The sequence below is a fragment of the Streptomyces sp. NPDC002785 genome (assembly GCF_040295565.1).
Taxonomy (GTDB): domain Bacteria; phylum Actinomycetota; class Actinomycetes; order Streptomycetales; family Streptomycetaceae; genus Streptomyces.
In genome coordinates, this window is sequence record NZ_JBEOVN010000160.1 from 1 (window position 1) to 17,656 (window position 17,656).

Below are 17,656 nucleotides of genomic sequence, written 5' to 3' on the forward strand. Positions count from 1 at the left end.
GCCCGGGACGGGCACCGGCCGGCGACTGCGAGTCATATGGAGCAGATGGTGATCATCTCTTTCGTACGACGACGAAGTCCGCGAGCGCTGTGAGCTGCGCCCGCACGGATTGCGGCATCTCGACCCGGTGCAGTGCCTCGATGGCGACCGCATGCTGTCGACGGGCCTCCTGGGCGGTCCATTCGCGGCCGCCCGCCTCCTCGATGAGCGCCGCACGGGCGGCGAACTCCTCTTCGGAGAAGCTGTCGAAATCACTGCTCTTGGCGTCGGCGGCGAGCAGTTCGCCGAGGCGCTCCGAGGCCGGTCCGCCCGCTGCGAGCGCGGCGACGACCGGCAGGGACTTCTTGCGCTGGCGCAGATCGCTCCAGGTCTGCTTGCCGGTGGACTCGGGGTCGCCCCAGATGCCGAGCAGATCGTCGACGGCCTGGAAGGCGAGGCCGAGGTGGTAGCCGTACGCCTCCAGGGTGTCGGCGGTCCGGTCGTCGGCGCCGCCGAGGACCGCGCCGATGGAGCAGGCGCAGGCGAGCAGGGCGCCGGTCTTGTTGCCCTCCATCTCCAGGCACTCCTCGACGGTGACCCGCTCGCGGTGCTCGTAGGAGATGTCCTGGGCCTGCCCGTCGATGAGCTTGCGGGTGGCGACGGTCAGTCGGCGGGCCGCGCGGCCCGCCTCGACGGTGCCGAGCTCCAGCAGGATCTCGTTGGCGAGCGCGAAGAGCGCGTCGCCGACCAGGATCGCCTGGGCGGGGCCGTGCACCTTCCAGACGGTGTCCCGGTGGCGGCGCTGTTCGTCGCCGTCCATCAGGTCGTCGTGCAGCAGCGAGAAGTTGTGCACGAGTTCGACGGCCACTGCGCCGGGGATGCCGGCCTCGGCGGCGGCACCGGCCACTTCTGCGGACAGCAGGGCGAGCGCCGGGCGCACAGCCTTGCCGCCATCGCCGACTGAGGGCCGTCCCTGGGCGTCGATCCAGCCGAAGTGGTAGGCGGCGACGGTGTCCATGGGCGGTGCGAGCCGGTCAACGGCGGCCCGGAGCACCGGCGTGGAAAGGGCCCGTCCGCGCTCCAGAAGCGCGGTGACGTCCGTGGTGTCGGCCACGGTGTCGAAAGCCGGATTCGCCGGGGTCACTGACTCTCCTCTTGTTCCGGTGGTACTGCTCATGCCGCCTCCTGCAGCGGATGTTCATGGATGCGGCCGAGCGCCCGGAGCGCGGCGTCCGCTGCGCTGAACCCGCTGCGGACGGCACCCTCCATCGTCGCGGGCCAGCCGGTGGCCGTCCAGGCTCCGGCCAGGCTGAGGCCGGGGGTACGGGTGCGGGCTCCGGGCCGCAGTCGGCCGACGCCGGGGGCGGGGGCGAAGGTCGCCGTTCGCTCCCGGGTGACGAAGAAATCCCTGATCCCGGCCCCGCGGGCGGCCGGAAGGAGCCGCTCCAGCTCGGGCAGGTAGCGCTTTCGCAGCTCGGCGACGGGGAGGTCGATCTCCTCGTCGGCGGCGGACTGGGACACCGCCAGATACTGCCCGGGCCCAGTGAGGCCCGAGGCGTCCGTGCGGTCGAAGACCCACTGGACCGGGGAGCCGAGCGCGGCGAAGAACGGGCGGCGCAGCACCTTGCGGTCGTAGACGACGTGCACATTGAGGATCGGCGATGTGCCGATGTCGAGCAGCTGCTCCGGCTCGTCGAGTGCGCCTTCGGGCAGCAGGTCGTGGGTCTCGCGCTGGGGGACGGCAAGGACGACGGTGTCCGCCTCGATGCGTTCGCCGCCGGTGTCGACGAGCCAGCCGCCGCGCTCCGTACGGGTGATGGAGCCTGCCTTCGTACGCAGCTCGGTGCGTACCCCGGCGGAGTCGAGGGCCTTGCGGGCCAGTGTGTCGTGCACCTCGCCCAGTGGCACGCTCGCCCAGCCGATGTCGGCGGCGCCCGGTTCGGAGAGGAGTCCGGTCTTGAAGACCTTCGCGGCGAGGGCCAGCGAGGAGTTCGGCGCGGTGGCGTTGAGTGTGGCGACGCCGACCAGGTCCCAGAGGGCCTCGATGGTGCGCGGCGACTGCCCGTGACGGGCGAGCCAGCTGCCGAAGTCAATGGCGTCGAGCGCCGGGTCGTCCGGGTCCAGGCGACCCAGCGCCAGTGCGGCTCGTCCGACGCTCGCCCGCTCGGTGAGCGAGAGATGCGGATAGCCGGCGAGTCCGGTGGCGAGGTGGAACGGCACCGGCAGTGCATTGCGGCGCAGCCGTCCCAACCGGGGGCCGGAGGGGCGCCCGACGTCGAGAACGGGCACGTCCAAACGGTTTTGCAGTGGTGCCAGCCGCGTCCCGTCGACGCGGTCGAGGAACCAACGATAGGCGGTGCAGCAGCGCAGATAGACATGGTGTCCGTTGTCGACCGTCAGTTCGCCACGCCGGAAGGAAAAGGCGAGTCCGCCGAGCCTGGGCCGCCCTTCCAGCAGGGTCACGTCAAGCCCGGCGTCGGCGAGACGCAGGGCCGCGGTGATTCCGGCGAGTCCGCCGCCGATCACGACCGCGCGGGAGGAACACGGGGCGTCGTCTGTCATGCGTCCTCCTTTCGCCAGGTCACTTCAGTCAAGGACGCGTCAGTACACCAGAGGGTTGACCGCTGGTCGAAGCGACTCTCCGAGATGCACATGTTGCGCGAGATGTCCGTACGGCGCATCAGACACGCCCCCTGGCCGTGCGGCGGGAGATGTATCGCGCATCGAGGCCCGACAGTCCACGTACCGCGACATACGCCTTCTCGTGGCCGGGCAGCGAGACCCGGCCGCGCAGCACCGCCTCGGGGTCGCGCTCGATCCGGTCGAGCAGCCGCCGGTAGATGCCCGCCATGGCCGCGACACAGGCGCCACTGCGCCGGTCCAGCATCGGCAGCAGCCGGTATCCCTCGGCGAACAGGGCGCGGGCGCGCCGTACCTCGAAGTGGACCAGGCCTGCGAAGTCGGCGCCAGGCGGCGGGGTGGCCCGGTGGAAGCCGGTCGAGCAGCCGAACTTGGCGAGGTCGTCGGCGGGTAGATACGTACGCCCGTTGCCCGCGTCCTCGCGTACGTCGCGCAGGATGTTGGTCAGCTGGAGCGCGAGGCCGAGCGTGTCGGCGTACTCCGCGGCCCGGTCGACGCCGGGAGCGCCGGGTTCCGTGCCGAAGACGCCCAGGCTGAGGCGGCCGATGGCGCCCGCGACACAGCGGCAGTAGACCTTGAGATCGTCCCAGGTCTCGTACGTCGCACCGCGCACATCCATCAGCACGCCGTCGATGAGTTCGTCGAGCCCGCCGAGCGGGAGCGGGAATCTGCGTGCGGCGTCGGCGAGCGCGACGGCCACCGGGTCGGTGTCGTCCTCATCGATCCCGCCGTTGCGGATCCGGTCCAGCAGCGTGCGGGTGCTCTCCAGGCGGGTCCGCTTGGTCTCCGGCTCCAGCTCACCGTCACCGATGTCGTCGACACGACGGGAGAAGGCGTACAGCGCCGACATGGCAAGTCGCTTCTCGGTCGGCAGCAGCCTGATGCCGTACGCGAAGTTACGCGCCTGCTGTCCGGTGACCGCCTCGCAGTAACTGTATGCAGCCTGTACCGGTGCCGACATATACGTCGTCTGTCCCTCCACGGTCCGGCTCACCCCTCTCTACGCGCTCTTCGCAAGACAACTCCCACTTCGCGCAGCAGGCTGGGCTTGGTGGGCTTGGGCGGTCCGGGCAGTACGTCGAACCCGGCAGCCTCGATCGCGGTGAGGGCGGCGCGCCCCCCTCCCACGAATCCGGCGAGAAGCAGCTTGAGCCTGCCGTGGACGCTACCCACCAGGGGGGTTCCTTCATTCAGCAGTTCCCTGGCGCGTTCTGCTTCGTACGCAACCAGGGAACGCACCGATGCGCCCCCCGACGGGGCGGCCAGATCGGTTTCGCGGACATGGAAGCGGGCCATGTCGTCCGCGGGCAGATAGATCCGGTCGCGGCCGAGGTCTTCGGTGACGTCCTGGAGGTGCTCGACGATCTGCAGGGCCGTACAGACGGCGTCGGAGCGGCGGATGCGTTCGGGGCCGGCGGTTCCGGTGATCTGCAGGACAAGTCGGCCCACGGGGTTGGCGGAGAGCTCGCAGTAGGAGACGAGGTCCTCGTACGTCCCGTAGCGGCGGATCTTCTGGTCCTGCCGGTTCGCCTCGATGAGGCCGAGGAAGGGATCGGGGGTGAGCTCGCAGCGCCGCACAGTGGGGCGCAGGGCACGCAGCAGAGAGTGCCTCGGGCCGTCGCCCGCGGTGTCGAAAACCCGGTGCAGATCCGCCTCGAATGCATCGAGCATGGCGAGCCGGTCCTCGGTCTGCGCCGGATCGAGCCCGAGATGGCGGGCATCCGCGCCGCCGGGGGCGAGATCGCCGTCGCCGATGTCGTCGACGAGACGGGCGTAGCCGTAGACGGCCATCAGGTCGTCGCGCCAGGCGCGCGGGAGAAAGAAGGGGGCTACGGGGAAGTTCTCGTCCACGGCCTTGTCGAGGGTGCTGGGCACGGCGGCATCGGGGTGCGCCTGGCGGGTACGGGTCACCACCGACCGCCCGGCGCTGGGACGGCGTGAGCACCTCGGAGCTGGAGACCTTCCGTCATAGCCGTCACATCTCCCGTTCTACACCGCTGACCCAAAACATCCCATTCCGGACACGCCGCCCGCTCTGCCGAGTGCGGAGCACGCCTGCAGGCCGTATGGCCAGGCAGTATCGCCCCACTTGCAACGAATCAGCACCGCTACAGCTTACGTTGTACAACCCTCATCGATACCTCGGGGTGTAACGCGCAGAAGAACAGCGCGCCCCGCCCTGCCAACCTTCCCCGTGCGCAAGGAAATTGACGTCATCCGACGGGAGGAGATCGTGTGCGGGGCGTACCGCCGGGGGTGGTGGACCCCGTGAGAAGTCCACGATCCGGACACCAGGCGGCCTCCGCCGGAGAGTTCCGGCGGAGGCCATCTCGGGTTCACGGGGCCCGGAATCGACTATTTCCCGGTCTCGCGCTCATACGCCTTGAGGACCTCGTCCGTCGGACCGTCCATCAGCAGTTCGCCCTTTTCCAGCCACAGCACCCGGTCGCAGGTGTCCCTGATGGACTTGTTGCTGTGGCTGACCAGGAAGACGGTACCCGCTTCCTTGCGGAGCTCCCTGATGCGCTTCTCCGAGCGGATCTGGAACTTGCGGTCACCGGTCGCCAGCGCCTCGTCGATCATGAGGACGTCGTGGTTCTTCGCGGCGGCGATGGAGAAACGCAGCCGGGCGGCCATACCGGAGGAGTACGTCCGCATCGGCAGCGTGATGAAGTCGCCCTTCTCGTTGATGCCGGAGAAGTCGACGATGCCCTGGTAGCGCTCGCGGATCTCCTCGCGCGACATACCCATCGCGAGACCGCCGAGCACCACGTTGCGCTCGCCGGTCAGATCGCTCATCAGTGCCGCGTTCACCCCGAGCAGCGACGGCTGGCCGTCCGTGTACACCTTGCCGTGCTCGGTCGGAAGCAGACCGGCGATGGCCCGCAGCAGGGTCGACTTGCCGGAGCCGTTGGTCCCGATGAGGCCGATGGCCTCGCCGCGATAGGCGGTGAAGGAGACACCGCGTACCGCGTGCACCTTCCGCACGCCGCGCGACTCGCCCTTGCCGCGGCGCAGTATCCGGCTCAGCGCCGCGGTGGCGCTTCCCTTGCCTCCGCCGGCGCCATTGACCCGGTACACGATGTGCACGTCGTCGGCGATGACGGTGGGGACGCGTCCCGAAGTGTTGTCGTCAGCCACGGCCGTACCGTTCCTCTGCCTTCCAGAAGTACACAAAGCCCACGACCCCGACGAGGACCGCCCAGGCGAGCGCCACGCCCCAGACGTGCGCCGGCAGGTTCCCCGAGCCGTAGCCGTCGATCAGCGCGAAGCGGATCAGGTCCATGTAGATGGCGGCCGGGTTGTACTGGAGCACGTCGGCGATCCAGTCCGGCTTGTCCTTCAGCATCACCGGGATGGAGAACATGACGCCCGACGCGTACATCCAGGTCCGCATGACGAACGGCATCAGCTGGGCGAGGTCGGGGGTCTTGCTGCCGAGCCTGGCCATGATCAGCGCCAGGCCGGTGTTGAAGAAGAACTGCATCACCAGCGCCGGGATGATCAGCAGCCAGGAGGGACCCGGATAGCTGCCGAAGGCGATGGCCACGACCGCGAGCACGATCATCGAGAACAACAGCTGCTGGAGCTGCTGCAGCGAGAACGAGATGGGCAGCGAGGCGCGCGGGAAGTGCAGCGCCCGGACCAGTCCCAGGTTGCCGGAGATGGCCCGCACACCCGCCATCACCGAACTCTGGGTGAAGGTGAAGACAAAGACGCCGGTCACCAGGAACGGAATGAAGACCTCCTGGGTCATTCCCTTCCTGGTACCCAGGATCAGCCCGAAGATCAGGTAGTAGACCAGGGCGTTGAGCAGCGGTGTGGCCACCTGCCACAGCTGGCCGAGCTTCGCCTGGCTGTACTGGGCGGTCAGCTTCGCTCGGGAGAACGCCATGATGAAGTGGCGGCGGCCCCAGAGCTGCCGGATGTACTCGAAGAGCCCTGGCCGGGCGCCGCTCACCGTCAGGCCGTATTTGGCGGCCATCTCGGCCGAGCTCAGGCCGTCGTCGGCGGATGGTGGGGTGCTCAGTGCGACCGCACCATCATGGGTTGTGTCACTCACCAGATGAAACTCTCGTATTCAAGATGCGCAGCCAGTCGCGGGCGCGGCTCGGAGCGGACAGGTCCCGTAGAGAAAACGTACGTCTCATGCTCTCAGAGGAGAGCCTCTCAGATCACGGGAGGTCGGCCGAGTCTGGTCAGCCGCCATACCGTGCGCCACCTCATCGGGCGGCGGGTTCCGCACGGCGTGGACCAGCCTTCCCGGAAGCCGCCGAACCACGCCTTGAGGGCCGGACCGGAGGGCTTGCGCAGCAGGGTCAGCAGCAGCCACACACCGAGGTAGACGGGGACCAGCGGCGCCGGCAGATTGCGCCGGGCCAGCCAGACCCGGTTGCGGGCCACCATACGGTGGTACACCGCGTGCCGCGAAGGGGCGGTCGTCGGGTGGTTGAGAACCATGTCCGCGCGGTAGTCGATCAACCAGCCTGCGTCCAGTGCACGCCAGGCGAGATCGGTCTCCTCGTGCGCGTAGAAGAACTCGCCGGGCAGCGGTCCGACCTCGGCGATGACCTTGCTGCGTACGGCGTTGGCGCCGCCGAGGAAGGTCGTCACACGCGAGGAGCGCATCGGGTCGGAGGCCCGCAGCCGGGGCACGTGGCGACGCTGGGTGACACCGGTGTCGGGGTCGGCGATACGGAAGCTGATGATGCCCAGCTCGGGGTCGGCCTCGAACGCCTGCCGGCACAGCTCGGCGGTGTCGGTGAGCGGCAGCAGTCCGTCGTCGTCGAGGAAGAGCAGCGCGTCCACATCGGCGCCCGACGGGCCGAAGGCCTCGATCCCGACATTGCGGCCGCCCGGGATGCCGAGGTTCTCGGGCAGCTCGACGGTGCGTACACCCGCAGGGACGTCCGGTACGGGGGCGCCGTTGCCGACGACCACCACTTCGATTCGGTCGCCGTCCTGTTCGGCGACCGAATCGAGGAGGGCGCGCAGCTCTTCAGGGCGGTTGCCCATCGTGATGATGACCGCGCCGAGCTTCATGGGGGTGCTCACTTCAGCCTGCTCGACGCCAGGACCGACACCAGGTGCAGCAGCGTCTGCACGAGGGCGATACCGGCCAGGACGGCGACGCCGAGCCGGGAGAAGAACAGGTCGCCCCTGACCGCGTCCAGGACCGCCAGGACCAGGATCAGCAGAGATGCCTCGATCCCGAGCACCAGGCGGTGGAACTTCAGCGCCGCGGCGGCCCTGCGAGCCAGGGCCAGACCGGACGAGCGCGGCTCCGACGCCGCCTCCTTGACGGGCGGCAGTCCGCCCTGGTGACGGGCGACGCCGACGAGGTCGGTCTCGGCCTTGATCAGGACAGCGCCGAGGGCGGCGAGGGTGCCGAGGAAGGCCCACAGCCAGTCGATCCGCCCAGAGCCCCACAGATCGGCCGCGCGCAGGCCGAAGCCGACCAGCACCGCGGCGTCGCAGAGGTAGGCACCGACGCGGTCCAGGTAGACGCCGCCGAGCGAGAACTGCTTCCTCCAGCGGGCGATCTCGCCGTCGATGCAGTCGAGCAGCAGATACAGCTGGACCATCACCACCCCGAGGACGGCGCCCACGATCCCGGGCACCAGCAGGGCCGGGGCAGCAAGGACGCCGCAGACCGTCATCAGGTAGGTGAGTTGGTTCGGCGTGATCTTCGTGTTCACCAGGTACGGGTCTATGTGCAGCGAGATCTCCCGCATGTACATGCGCCCGGCCCAGTGCTCACCGCTGCGCCGGTCCTTCACTCCGTCCGGGTGAACGACCGGGCGGAGTTCAGCTACTGATGGTCTTGGCATAGTCGGCGTACGCGTCCCTGATCTGATCGGTGGACAGGTTGAGGTGTTCCAGGATCGTGAAACGTCCCGGGCGGGTCTGCGGGGCGTAGTCGACGGCCTGGACGAACTCGTCGGCGGTGAAACCGATGTCTTCGGGCAGGACGGGCAGACCGTGGCGGCGCAGGGTGGCCACCATGAGCAGCGACTCCTCCCGCGCACCGCGCAGATACATGGCGAAGCAGGCACCGAGGCCGACCTGCTCGCCATGGCTCGCCGCACGCTTGGGGTACAGCAGATCGAAGGCGTGGTTGATCTCGTGGCAGGCACCCGAGGCCGGCCGGGAGTCCCCGGCGACCGACATCGAGATACCGGTCAGCACGAGGCCCTCGGCCAGCACCTTGAGGAAGTCGTCGTCGCCGATCCCGCCGGGGTGGCGCAGCACCGCCTCGCCGGCCTGCCGGGCCATGGCCGCGGCGAGTCCGTCGATCTCCTCGCCCTTGACCTCGTGGGCGAGTTCCCAGTCGGCCACGCAGGAGATGTTGGAGACCGCGTCGCCGATGCCGGAGCGCACGAAGCGGGCCGGTGCCTCGCGGACGACGTCGAGGTCGATGACGACAGCGATCGGGGTGGGCACCCCGTAGGAGCCCCGGCCGTTGTCGTTGTCCAGTGTCGCGACAGGCGAGCAGAGACCGTCGTGGGCGAGGTTCGTCGCCACCGCGACCAGGGGCAGGCCGACACGCGCCGCGGCGTACTTCGCCACGTCGACGATCTTGCCGCCGCCGAGGCCGACCACGGCGTCGTACCGGTTGCCCTTGATGTCGTCGGCGAGCTTGACGGCCGAGTCCAGGGTGCCGTCGGCGACCGGGTACCAGTGGGCGCCGGGCAGCGCGGGGGCCAGCCGCTCGCGCAGGGCGCGCCCCGAACCGTCGCTGATCGCGACGGCGAGCTTGCCGGAGGCGGAGATCCGCTGGTCTGCGAGGAGGCCGGCCAGATCGTCCAGGGCGCCGCGGCGGATGTCGACGACGACCGGGGACGGGATGAGCCGGGTCAGTACTGGCACGCGATCTCACGGCCCTTCGCGAGGTCGTCGTGGTTGTCGATCTCGACCCACGTCACTTCGCCTATGGGGGCCACGTCGATGGTGAAGCCGCGGTTCACGAGCTCCTGGTAGCCGTCCTCGTAGTAGAGGTCGGGGTCGCGTTCGAACGTCGCCTTCAGGGCGTCGGCGAGCTCCGCGGCGGCCTCCGGCTCGATGAGGGTGACGCCGATGTACTCACCGGTCGCGGTGGCCGGGTCCATCAGCTTGGTGATGCGTCGCACCCCCTTGTCGCCCTCGGTGATGACCTTCATCTCCTCGTCGGCGAGGTGCTTCACCGTGTCGAGGGCGAGGATGATCTTCTGACCGTTGCCCCGGGCGGCGAGCAGGGTCTTCTCGACGGAGACCGGGTGGACCGTGTCGCCGTTGGCCAGGATGACGCCGCGCGTCAGGACGTCACGGGCGCACCACAGGGAGTAGGCGTTGTTCCACTCCTCGGCCTTGTCGTTGTCGATCAGGGTGAGCGTCACGCCGTACTTCGCCTCGAGCTCGGCCTTGCGGTCGTACACGGCTTGCTTGCGGTAGCCGACGACGACGGCGACCTCGGTGAGGCCGATCTCCGCGAAGTTGGCCAGCGTCAGGTCCAGGACCGTCTTCTCGCCGTCGACAGGCACGAGGGCCTTCGGGAGCGTGTCGGTGTAGGGACGCAGACGCCGTCCTGCACCGGCTGCCAGTACGAGGCCGATCATGCGGGTTCTCCTTCGTCGTGTACGGCGGGTGCTCCGGAGGACACCCAGAAGCGGATGGACTCCACGAGCACCACCAGTGCCACAGCCACCGCGAGAGCGGTGAGTGCCACGGTGAACGCTGAATGCTGAGTGAGTACGGCGGCGAGTACGGCCACCACCAGGGTGCGGCCCTCGTGCCCACCGATCGTGCGTACCAGCCACTGGGGCGGCGCGCCGGTGCCGCCGCGAATGCGGTACACCGTGTCGTAGTGATGGTAGGCGACGGCCGAGACCAGCCCGAAGGCTGCGGGAAGGGCTCCGGGGACATCGCTGCGGGCGGCGAGAACGAGGATGGTGCAGTACTCCGCCGCCCTGAATATCGGGGGTACGAGCCAGTCGAGGGCACCCTTGAGGGGGCGGGCGACGGCCACGCCCGAGCAGATCGCGTAGAAGACCGCGGCGAAGATCATCTGCTTGCTGCCGAACGGCTGCTGCAGAGCGGCGGCGATCAGCGCCCCCGCGCCGACGAACGCGATCACCGGTGCGCTCCAGGAGCCCCCGATCCGGGGACCCCGTGCCGCCACGAGCTGGGCAAGGGGACCGGAGTCGGCCAGGTCGGCGAGAGCCCGGCCGGCACGGTCGGTGCGCTCCGCCTTGCGGGTCAGCGAACGCAGCAGGCGGCCCGCGGTGGTGTAGCAGGCCGCAAAGGCGCAGCCGATGAGCAGGGCGTAGAAGACGATCCGGGGCGTGGTCACCGCGGTCAGCACCGCGATCATCGCCCAACGCTCGCCGATCGGCAGCACTATCATCCGGCGCAGCCAGACCGTCCAGCCGACGCTGTCGAGCCTGTCGGAAAGGGCTGCCGTGGGGCTCGAATTGGCCACCGCGTCATGGTTCGCCTCGTTGAACGAGAAGTCGATGACATGGCGGCAGGCCTGGAGCACCATAGCGCCCAGGGCCAGGGCCCATACGTCGTCACCACCGCGGGCGGCGCCGAGCGCGAGTCCCGCGTAGTACGCGTACTCCTTGGCCCGGTCGAAGGTGGCGTCCAGCCAGGCACCCATCGTCGAGTACTGCAGCGAGTAACGGGCGAGCTGCCCGTCGGTGCAGTCCAGGACGAAGGAGAAGAGCAGCAGCAGTCCGGCGGCGATGTAGCCGCCGCGGGTGCCGGTCGCCGCGCTGCCCGCCGCGATCAGCGCGGTGAGCAGGGATGCGGTGGTGACCTGGTTCGGTGTGAACCCGCGGCGGGCGCACCAGCGGGCGATGTAGCGGGAGTACGGGCTGATGAAGAACGTGGTGAAGAAGCCGTCGTGGGCCTTCACGGCGCTGCGCAGTCGTACCGCTTCGTCGTCGACCGCGGCGACGGCGCTCTGCGCGGTGGTGCGCGCGGACTCATCGACCGGAACGGTCGCGACCAGCGAGCCGAGCTCGGGGCGCTGCACAGCGGTGCCTTCGGCGTCCATGGTGACGGCCAGACGGCCCGGCACGGTGCGGTCGGTGACCGTCGCCGTGGTCGCGCCCGGGCCGGTCGGGACGCCCGCGCCGATGGCCGTGGCGGTGGTGCTCAGGGCGCGGACGAGCGCGGGGCGTGCCTCCGGCTGCGCGGTGAGCGCACCGGGCACGGTGGCCGCGGGAAAGCGCGGGTCGGTCAGCCCCAGCCGGAGGGCATGAACATGGCCGACGAAACGGGGGTCGACCAGTGCGACGCGACGGTCGGTGGGGACTTCCGAAAGCAGCCGTGCGGCCTCGGTCACATCGGCGGCGATCTGTACGTCGAGGCCCAGTGACCGCAGATCGTCCACGAGCGACGATCCGGGTACCGGTGCACCGGTGAGGATGGCGGTCGACAGACGAACTCACTCCTTGGTGCTGACGGGGTCGGCGCGCGACAGTGCGGCCCAAAAGCGGGCCGGTGGCACGTCGGCAGAGGCTATCGGATGAACGGAAGCGGGAGTTCACGGCCCGTTTGTGCTCCGTTCGGGATGGACCGGCATCATGCTGCGCCGCCCGCGATCATCATCGTCGATCCCCGCCTCGGCTGACAAAACGCGATGGCACATACCTGGGCCGACCCGCATGAATGGCTGATCACAGGCGGAGCGGGATATATCGGTGCACATGTAATGCGATCCATGGTGGGTGCCGGTGAGCGGGTGGTCGTCCTCGACGAACTCTCGACCTGTGCCGTCGAGCGGCTCCCCGCCGACGTCCCGCTGGTCCGGGGCCCGGCCGCCGGCCCTACGCCGCCCGACCGGGTACCGACTCAGTACGCCGTGACCGGTGTGGCGCATCTCGCAGCGAAGAAGCGGCTCGGCGAGTCCGTCGAGAAGCCGCTGCTGCACCACCGGGAGAACACGGCCGGGCCGACCGCCCCCCGGAGGCCGTCGCTGCCGGTGTGTGGCGCTTCCTGCACCACCCCGAGGCACGCGGCAACCGAGCGGTCCGTGATTGCCCCACAGCCCCGACCTGCAGCCATTTCCGCAGGTCAGAGCATATGACAACGGTGTTCAGTATCGTGTTGCCCGATACCCCCCACCCGTAGTTGACTGACACTGCTCGGGCAGATCGCGTCCGAGTCCGCGAGATGACCGGGAGGCATCCCCATGGGGGCAGGGCACGACCACGGGCACACACACGGCGGGCCGCCGCCCACCGGCACGGCAGCTGCCGCGTACAAGGGACGGCTACGGATCGCGCTGTACATCACACTCACCGTGATGATCGTGGAGATCGTCGGCGGACTGCTCTCCGATTCGCTCGCCCTGATCGCCGACGCGGCCCACATGGCGACCGACGCCCTGGGTCTGGGCATGGCGCTGCTGGCGATCCACTTCGCCAACCGGCCGGCCGGGCTCAACCGCACCTTCGGCTTCGCCCGCGCCGAGATCCTCGCCGCCCTGGCCAACTGTCTGCTACTGCTCGGCGTGGGCGGCTTTCTGCTCTTCGAGGCGATCCAGCGCTTCATCACCCCGGCCGAGACCAGGGGCGGACTGACGATCATCTTCGCCCTGGTCGGCCTGGTCGCCAACATGGTCTCCCTGTCGCTGCTGCTCCGCGGACAGAAGGACAGCCTCAATGTGCGCGGCGCCTATCTGGAGGTGCTCGCGGACGCGCTCGGCTCGTTCGCCGTGCTGATCTCGGCGGGAATCATCCTGGCCACGGGCTGGCAGGCCGCCGACCCGATCGCCTCGCTGGTGATCGGCCTGATGATCGTCCCCCGTACGGTGAAGCTGCTCAGGGAGACGCTCAATGTGCTGTTGGAGGCGGCGCCCAAGGGCGTCGACATGGGTGAGGTACGGGCCCACATCACCGCCCTGCCCGGAGTGCTGGACGTCCATGACCTGCACGCCTGGACGATCACGTCGGGGATGCCGGTGCTCTCCGCCCATGTGGTGGTACGCCAGGACATGCTCGACTCGATCGGCCACGAGAAGCTCCTCCATGAACTGCAGGGCTGCCTCGGTGTCCACTTCGACGTGGAGCACTGCACATTCCAGCTGGAACCCAGCGGCCATGCCGAGCACGAGGCCAGGCTCTGCCACTGAACTGCCGTTCAGCGGGGCCGTGTAGTGTACCCGGCACGGTGTACGGGCCTCCCCGTGTCAGAGAGGAGCTGAGGTTGATGACCGTCACGACGGCGCCTGCCCGGCGCAGCATCCGGTCCCTCTTCATCTCCCGGGTTCTCGGCTAGCCCCCCGACTCGCACCGGGTCGACACGTTGGCCGGAGCCCTCGCACACAAGGGTTCCCACGTTGACCGACAACGATCACGCCGTCCGTACCGAGGCGTTCTTCTCCCTGCACCACAACCTGCCCCGGCAGAGCCCGGGTTCCGATGCCACCACCCGGCGGATGCTGGCGCTCGCGGGCCCGTTGCCGCACCGTCCGCGCGTCCTGGATCTGGGCTGCGGGCCCGGCCGCGCCGCACTGCTGCTGGCCGCCGAGGCGGGCGCTGAGGTGACCGCCGTCGATCTCCACGAGCCGTTCCTCGACGAACTGCGCGAGGCGGCCGAGGCCCGCGGGCTCGGCGACCGCATCCGTACGGTCCGGGCCGACATGGCCGAGCTCCCCGGTGCCGACTTCCAGGACGGGTCGTTCGACCTCGTCTGGGCAGAGGGGTCCGCGTACATCATCGGTTTCGACACAGCACTGCGTGACTGGAAGCGGCTGCTCGCCACGGGCGGCTCCCTCGTCGTCAGCGAGTGCGTTTGGACGACGGACGCGCCGACGGCCGAGGCCCGCGCCTTCTGGGAGCGGGAGGCCTCGCTGCGCCCCGTGGCGGCGAACACCGCGGCAGCCGTGGCGGCCGGCTACCACGTCCTCGGAGTGCGGGTGCAGCCCGACAGCGACTGGGACGAGTACTACGTCCCGCTCGCCGAGCGCGTCGAGGCCGCCGACCTGTCGGCTCCCGGTATGGAGTGGGCGCTCGCGGCGACCCGCGAGGAGCTGGCCATGCGGCGCGAGCACGGTACGGAGTACGGCTACGCCTGCTATGTGCTGCGCCCCGCGGACCCGCGCTGGACGACCCGGCCGGAGACGGCGGCGGACGGGGCCGCGGTGCACGCCGTCAACACCGCCGCGTTCCCGACGCCGGACGAGGCCCGTCTCGTCGACGAGCTGCGCGCCGATCCGGCGGCCTGGCTGCCCGGCCTCGGGCACGTCGCGCTGGACGGCCCGGACGGCGACATCGCGGCGTACGCGCTGCTGACCCGGTGCCGGGTCGGGGACGCGCCCGCTCTGGCGCTGGCCCCGGTGGCGACGGCCCCGGACCGTCAGCGGCAGGGTGCCGGTCAGGCCGTGGTGCGGGCGGCGCTCGACGCGGCCCGGCTGCGGGGCGAGTCCCTCGTCCTGGTGCTCGGTCATCCCGAGTACTACCCGAGGTTCGGCTTCGTACCGGCCTCCCGGTACGGAATCCGGCCGGGCTTCGACGTGCCGGACGAGGCGATGATGGCACTGGCGCTCGACCACTCCGTGCCCGTGCCGCGGGGCACGATCCGGTACCCGGCGGCTTTCGGCGTCTGACGTGCCGTCCGGCCCCCGCCGTGCCCCGTGGCGCCGTGGGGGCCGGACATGCCAGGACCCGAAGTGTGGGCAAGCGGCTTTTGTACGGCAGACTTGAGCAGACTCGACGGGACCGGCGCACGAGGCCGGGACCATAGCGAAGGATGGGTATGCCGACCACACCAGCCACCGCGGCGAACAGCTCGTCGAACGGCACAGCAGAAGCGATCATGCTCGAACTGGTCGATGAGAACGGCACCACCATCGGTACGGCGGAGAAGCTCGCCGCCCATCAGCCGCCCGGTCAACTGCACCGGGCCTTCTCCGTATTCCTCTTCGACGAGCAGGGCAGGCTGCTGCTGCAGCGCCGCGCGCTCGGCAAGTACCACTCCCCCGGCGTCTGGTCGAACACCTGCTGCGGGCACCCCTACCCGGGTGAGGCGCCCTTCGCCGCCGCCGCCCGGCGTACGCACGAGGAGCTGGGGGTCTCGCCCTCCCTGCTGGCCGAGGCAGGCACGGTCCGCTACAACCACCCCGACCCGGCCTCCGGTCTGGTGGAGCAGGAGTTCAACCATCTCTTCGTGGGAATGGCACAGGACCGGCTGCACCCGGACCCGGAGGAAGTCGGCGAGACCGCGTTCGTGACGGCCGACGAGCTGGCCGAGAGGCATGCCAGGGCGCCGTTCTCGGCCTGGTTCATGACGGTGCTGGATGCCGCACGGCCGGCGATCAGGGAGCTGACCGGACCGTCCGCCGGCTGGTAGCGGGCCGACGGCACCGGGTGCCGCAGCAGGCAGGGGTGGTCAGGGCCGCGTGCTCAGCGGCAGCGCCGCCCAGATGATCTTTCCGCCGCCTGCGGTGTGTTCCACATCGCAGGCGCCGCCCGCTTCCCGGGTGATCTCCCGGACCAGCAACAGGCCGCGGCCGCCGGTCTGCGCGTAGTCCGTCTCCAGGGCCGTCGGACGGTAGGGATGGTTGTCCTCGACGGAGACCCTGATCCATTCGGCGCCGACGGCCACCTCTACAGCGAGCTCCGGCGAGAGCAGCGCGGCATGCTTCACGGCATTGGTGACCAGCTCGGAGACGATGAGCAGCAGGCCCTCGGCAATGTCGTCGTCCATCGGCACGCCCTGGCGGTTCAGCAGGTCGCGTACGGCGTGCCTGGCCTGCGGTACGGAGACGTCCACGGCCGGGGCGGTGAACCGCCAGACTCCCTCGTACGACACGGGCCGGGCGGGGACACTCCCGCGGCTCTCCATAGTCCGGTACCCGCTCTCGACTCGGTGGTGACTGCACGTCGAGTACAGAGTGCGGGGCGTAGTTGGTCCGGACCGTGCTACTGAACATAAGTCGACTTCTATCGCCAGGTTTTGACCGACCGTGCGCGAAAGCATCGACTCTTGGACCGGTTTCAATCCGGTCCTATGGGCGTGTCCGGGAGTTCTCCGGTCACCCGTTGATCCGAGGCCATGGAGACGATACGGCGGCCGTCGACCCCGATCGCAATCAGGCCGAGACCGCCGATCAGCAGCAGCCGGCCGAAACCGCGGCTCAGCTTCTCGGCCTCGACCGCGCGATCGGCCACGGGAAGCTCCTCGCGGTGCGTGCCTGTTCGGCGACCCCTTCTTGATCACAGGTTCGAACCGTACGGATAGCATCCGGCGCATGGAGCGTACGGAACCCCGGCTGGAGCACACTGTCGCGGACGGCGTCGCCACCGTCGTCATCAGCAACCCCGCCAAACGCAATGCGATGACGGCCGCCATGTGGAGCGCGCTGCCCGGTCTGCTGGAGCGACTGGCCGCCGACCCCGCGGTCCGGGTGCTGGTGCTGACGGGCGCCGGGGACACCTTCTGTGCTGGAGCGGACATCTCCTCTCTCCAGGATCTGACAGGCGATCCGCAGGCACTCGCCGTAGCGGCCGAGGAGGCGCTGGCCGCGTTCCCCAGGCCGACGCTGGCCACGGTCCGCGGCTACTGCGTGGGCGGCGGCAGCCAGCTCGCGGCCGCCTGCGATCTGCGGTTCGCCGAGGAGGGTGCGTCGTTCGGTGTGACACCGGCCAAGCTCGGGATCGTGTACGCCGCGTCATCGACCCGGCGGCTGGTGGCGCTGGTCGGGCCGGCCGCCGCGAAGCATCTGCTGTTCTCCGGCGAGCTGATCGACACCGCACGGGCGCTGCGGACCGGCTTGGTGGACGAGGTGCTCTCGGCCGGTGAGCTGGACAAGCGGGTCGATTCGTACGTTCGGACTCTGGCAGTGCGCTCGCAGCTGACGCAGGCGGCGGCGAAGGAGTTCGCCACGGGGCGCGAGGACCGGGACACGTACTGGGCGGAGCAGGCGCGGCGCAGCGGCGACACCGCGGAGGGTGGGGCCGGGGGTGTGGGGGGCGGGGGGGCGCGCGGGGCCCCGGCACGACGGGCCGGGGGCGCCCCCGGCGAAGGGGGTGTTTAAAGGGCGGATGGG

Annotated in this window: 17 protein-coding genes and 1 pseudogene; 5 read left to right on the top strand and 13 right to left on the bottom strand. The window is 69.7% G+C overall.

Features of this window, described 5'->3' with window-relative positions; genetic code table 11:
- Positions 1–52: 52 nt before the first annotated feature.
- The 11 genes from ABTZ94_RS28375 to ABTZ94_RS28425 form a co-directional block, all read right to left on the bottom strand.
- Positions 53–1,156, bottom strand: a complete 1,104-nt coding sequence (locus ABTZ94_RS28375) for a polyprenyl synthetase family protein (protein WP_351204787.1) — start codon at positions 1,154–1,156, stop codon at positions 53–55.
- Positions 1,153–2,541, bottom strand: a complete 1,389-nt coding sequence (gene hpnE, locus ABTZ94_RS28380; protein ID WP_351204788.1) for a hydroxysqualene dehydroxylase HpnE — start codon at positions 2,539–2,541, stop codon at positions 1,153–1,155. The genes ABTZ94_RS28375 and hpnE overlap by 4 nt, the downstream gene beginning before the upstream one ends.
- 118 nt (positions 2,542–2,659) lie before the next feature.
- Positions 2,660–3,580, bottom strand: coding sequence for a presqualene diphosphate synthase HpnD (hpnD, locus tag ABTZ94_RS28385; RefSeq protein WP_351204790.1), 921 nt, complete (start codon positions 3,578–3,580; stop codon positions 2,660–2,662).
- 29 nt (positions 3,581–3,609) lie between these two features.
- A complete protein-coding gene (hpnC, locus tag ABTZ94_RS28390; RefSeq protein WP_351204792.1) occupies positions 3,610–4,530 on the bottom strand; it encodes a squalene synthase HpnC in 921 nt (306 codons plus the stop codon).
- A 444-nt stretch (positions 4,531–4,974) separates the two neighbouring features.
- Positions 4,975–5,760, bottom strand: a complete 786-nt coding sequence (locus ABTZ94_RS28395; protein WP_114247839.1) for an ABC transporter ATP-binding protein — start codon at positions 5,758–5,760, stop codon at positions 4,975–4,977.
- A complete protein-coding gene (locus ABTZ94_RS28400; protein ID WP_351204795.1) occupies positions 5,753–6,682 on the bottom strand; it encodes an ABC transporter permease in 930 nt (309 codons plus the stop codon). Before ABTZ94_RS28400 ends, ABTZ94_RS28395 begins: the two co-directional genes overlap by 8 nt.
- Before the next feature lie 107 nt (positions 6,683–6,789).
- Entirely contained in the window at positions 6,790–7,662 is an 873-nt protein-coding gene (locus ABTZ94_RS28405; RefSeq protein WP_351204817.1) for a glycosyltransferase family 2 protein, read from the bottom strand.
- A gap of 8 nt (positions 7,663–7,670) precedes the next feature.
- Complete coding sequence (locus tag ABTZ94_RS28410) at positions 7,671–8,450, bottom strand: CDP-alcohol phosphatidyltransferase family protein (RefSeq protein ID WP_351204797.1); 780 nt, start codon at positions 8,448–8,450, stop codon at positions 7,671–7,673.
- Positions 8,428–9,489 carry an iron-containing alcohol dehydrogenase family protein gene (locus ABTZ94_RS28415; RefSeq protein ID WP_351204799.1) on the bottom strand — a complete coding sequence of 354 codons (1,062 nt, stop codon included), beginning with the start codon at positions 9,487–9,489 and terminating at the stop codon, positions 8,428–8,430. Before ABTZ94_RS28415 ends, ABTZ94_RS28410 begins: the two co-directional genes overlap by 23 nt.
- Positions 9,477–10,214, bottom strand: a complete 738-nt coding sequence (locus ABTZ94_RS28420; RefSeq protein WP_351204801.1) for a phosphocholine cytidylyltransferase family protein — start codon at positions 10,212–10,214, stop codon at positions 9,477–9,479. The genes ABTZ94_RS28415 and ABTZ94_RS28420 overlap by 13 nt, the downstream gene beginning before the upstream one ends.
- Positions 10,211–11,995, bottom strand: coding sequence for a DUF5941 domain-containing protein (locus ABTZ94_RS28425; protein WP_351204803.1), 1,785 nt, complete (start codon positions 11,993–11,995; stop codon positions 10,211–10,213). Before ABTZ94_RS28425 ends, ABTZ94_RS28420 begins: the two co-directional genes overlap by 4 nt.
- 249 nt (positions 11,996–12,244) lie before the next feature.
- Between ABTZ94_RS28425 and ABTZ94_RS28430 the strand changes: the two are divergent.
- The 4 genes and pseudogenes from ABTZ94_RS28430 to idi form a co-directional block, all read left to right on the top strand.
- Positions 12,245–12,618 (top strand): annotated as a pseudogene (locus ABTZ94_RS28430) (NAD-dependent epimerase/dehydratase family protein); the annotation flags it as partial.
- Between the two features lie 178 nt (positions 12,619–12,796).
- Positions 12,797–13,738, top strand: a complete 942-nt coding sequence (locus ABTZ94_RS28435; RefSeq protein WP_351204805.1) for a cation diffusion facilitator family transporter — start codon at positions 12,797–12,799, stop codon at positions 13,736–13,738.
- A gap of 207 nt (positions 13,739–13,945) precedes the next feature.
- Entirely contained in the window at positions 13,946–15,214 is a 1,269-nt protein-coding gene (locus tag ABTZ94_RS28440) for a GNAT family N-acetyltransferase (protein WP_351204807.1), read from the top strand.
- 149 nt (positions 15,215–15,363) lie between these two features.
- On the top strand, positions 15,364–15,957 hold the full coding sequence (gene idi / locus ABTZ94_RS28445; protein ID WP_351204809.1) for an isopentenyl-diphosphate Delta-isomerase: 594 nt from the start codon (positions 15,364–15,366) through the stop codon (positions 15,955–15,957).
- A gap of 39 nt (positions 15,958–15,996) precedes the next feature.
- Here idi and ABTZ94_RS28450 read toward each other — a convergent pair whose 3' ends face one another.
- Together ABTZ94_RS28450 and ABTZ94_RS28455 are read right to left on the bottom strand one after the other, a co-directional pair.
- Positions 15,997–16,452: an ATP-binding protein gene (locus ABTZ94_RS28450; RefSeq protein WP_351204811.1), complete on the bottom strand. Its 456-nt coding sequence runs from the start codon at positions 16,450–16,452 to the stop codon at positions 15,997–15,999.
- 152 nt (positions 16,453–16,604) lie between these two features.
- On the bottom strand, positions 16,605–16,778 hold the full coding sequence (locus ABTZ94_RS28455) for a hypothetical protein (RefSeq protein ID WP_351204813.1): 174 nt from the start codon (positions 16,776–16,778) through the stop codon (positions 16,605–16,607).
- A gap of 80 nt (positions 16,779–16,858) precedes the next feature.
- Here ABTZ94_RS28455 and ABTZ94_RS28460 point away from each other — a divergent pair, with 80 nt between their 5' ends.
- Positions 16,859–17,644, top strand: a complete 786-nt coding sequence (locus ABTZ94_RS28460) for an enoyl-CoA hydratase/isomerase family protein (RefSeq protein ID WP_351204815.1) — start codon at positions 16,859–16,861, stop codon at positions 17,642–17,644.
- Positions 17,645–17,656: the final 12 nt, after the last annotated feature.

Bases quoted from the DNA above. Each gene is read 5' to 3' on its own strand.
- ABTZ94_RS28410 (WP_351204797.1), bottom strand. From the start codon at position 8,450: ATGCCAAGACCATCAGTAGCTGAACTCCGCCCGGTCGTTCACCCGGAC.
- ABTZ94_RS28460 (WP_351204815.1), top strand. From the start codon at position 16,859: ATGGAGCGTACGGAACCCCGGCTGGAGCACACTGTCGCGGACGGCGTC.
- ABTZ94_RS28405 (WP_351204817.1), bottom strand. From the start codon at position 7,662: ATGAAGCTCGGCGCGGTCATCATCACGATGGGCAACCGCCCTGAAGAG.
- ABTZ94_RS28420 (WP_351204801.1), bottom strand. From the start codon at position 10,214: ATGATCGGCCTCGTACTGGCAGCCGGTGCAGGACGGCGTCTGCGTCCC.
- ABTZ94_RS28435 (WP_351204805.1), top strand. From the start codon at position 12,797: ATGGGGGCAGGGCACGACCACGGGCACACACACGGCGGGCCGCCGCCC.
- hpnD (WP_351204790.1), bottom strand. From the start codon at position 3,580: ATGTCGGCACCGGTACAGGCTGCATACAGTTACTGCGAGGCGGTCACC.
- ABTZ94_RS28375 (WP_351204787.1), bottom strand. From the start codon at position 1,156: ATGAGCAGTACCACCGGAACAAGAGGAGAGTCAGTGACCCCGGCGAAT.
- idi (WP_351204809.1), top strand. From the start codon at position 15,364: ATGCCGACCACACCAGCCACCGCGGCGAACAGCTCGTCGAACGGCACA.
- ABTZ94_RS28450 (WP_351204811.1), bottom strand. From the start codon at position 16,452: ATGGAGAGCCGCGGGAGTGTCCCCGCCCGGCCCGTGTCGTACGAGGGA.
- hpnE (WP_351204788.1), bottom strand. From the start codon at position 2,541: ATGACAGACGACGCCCCGTGTTCCTCCCGCGCGGTCGTGATCGGCGGC.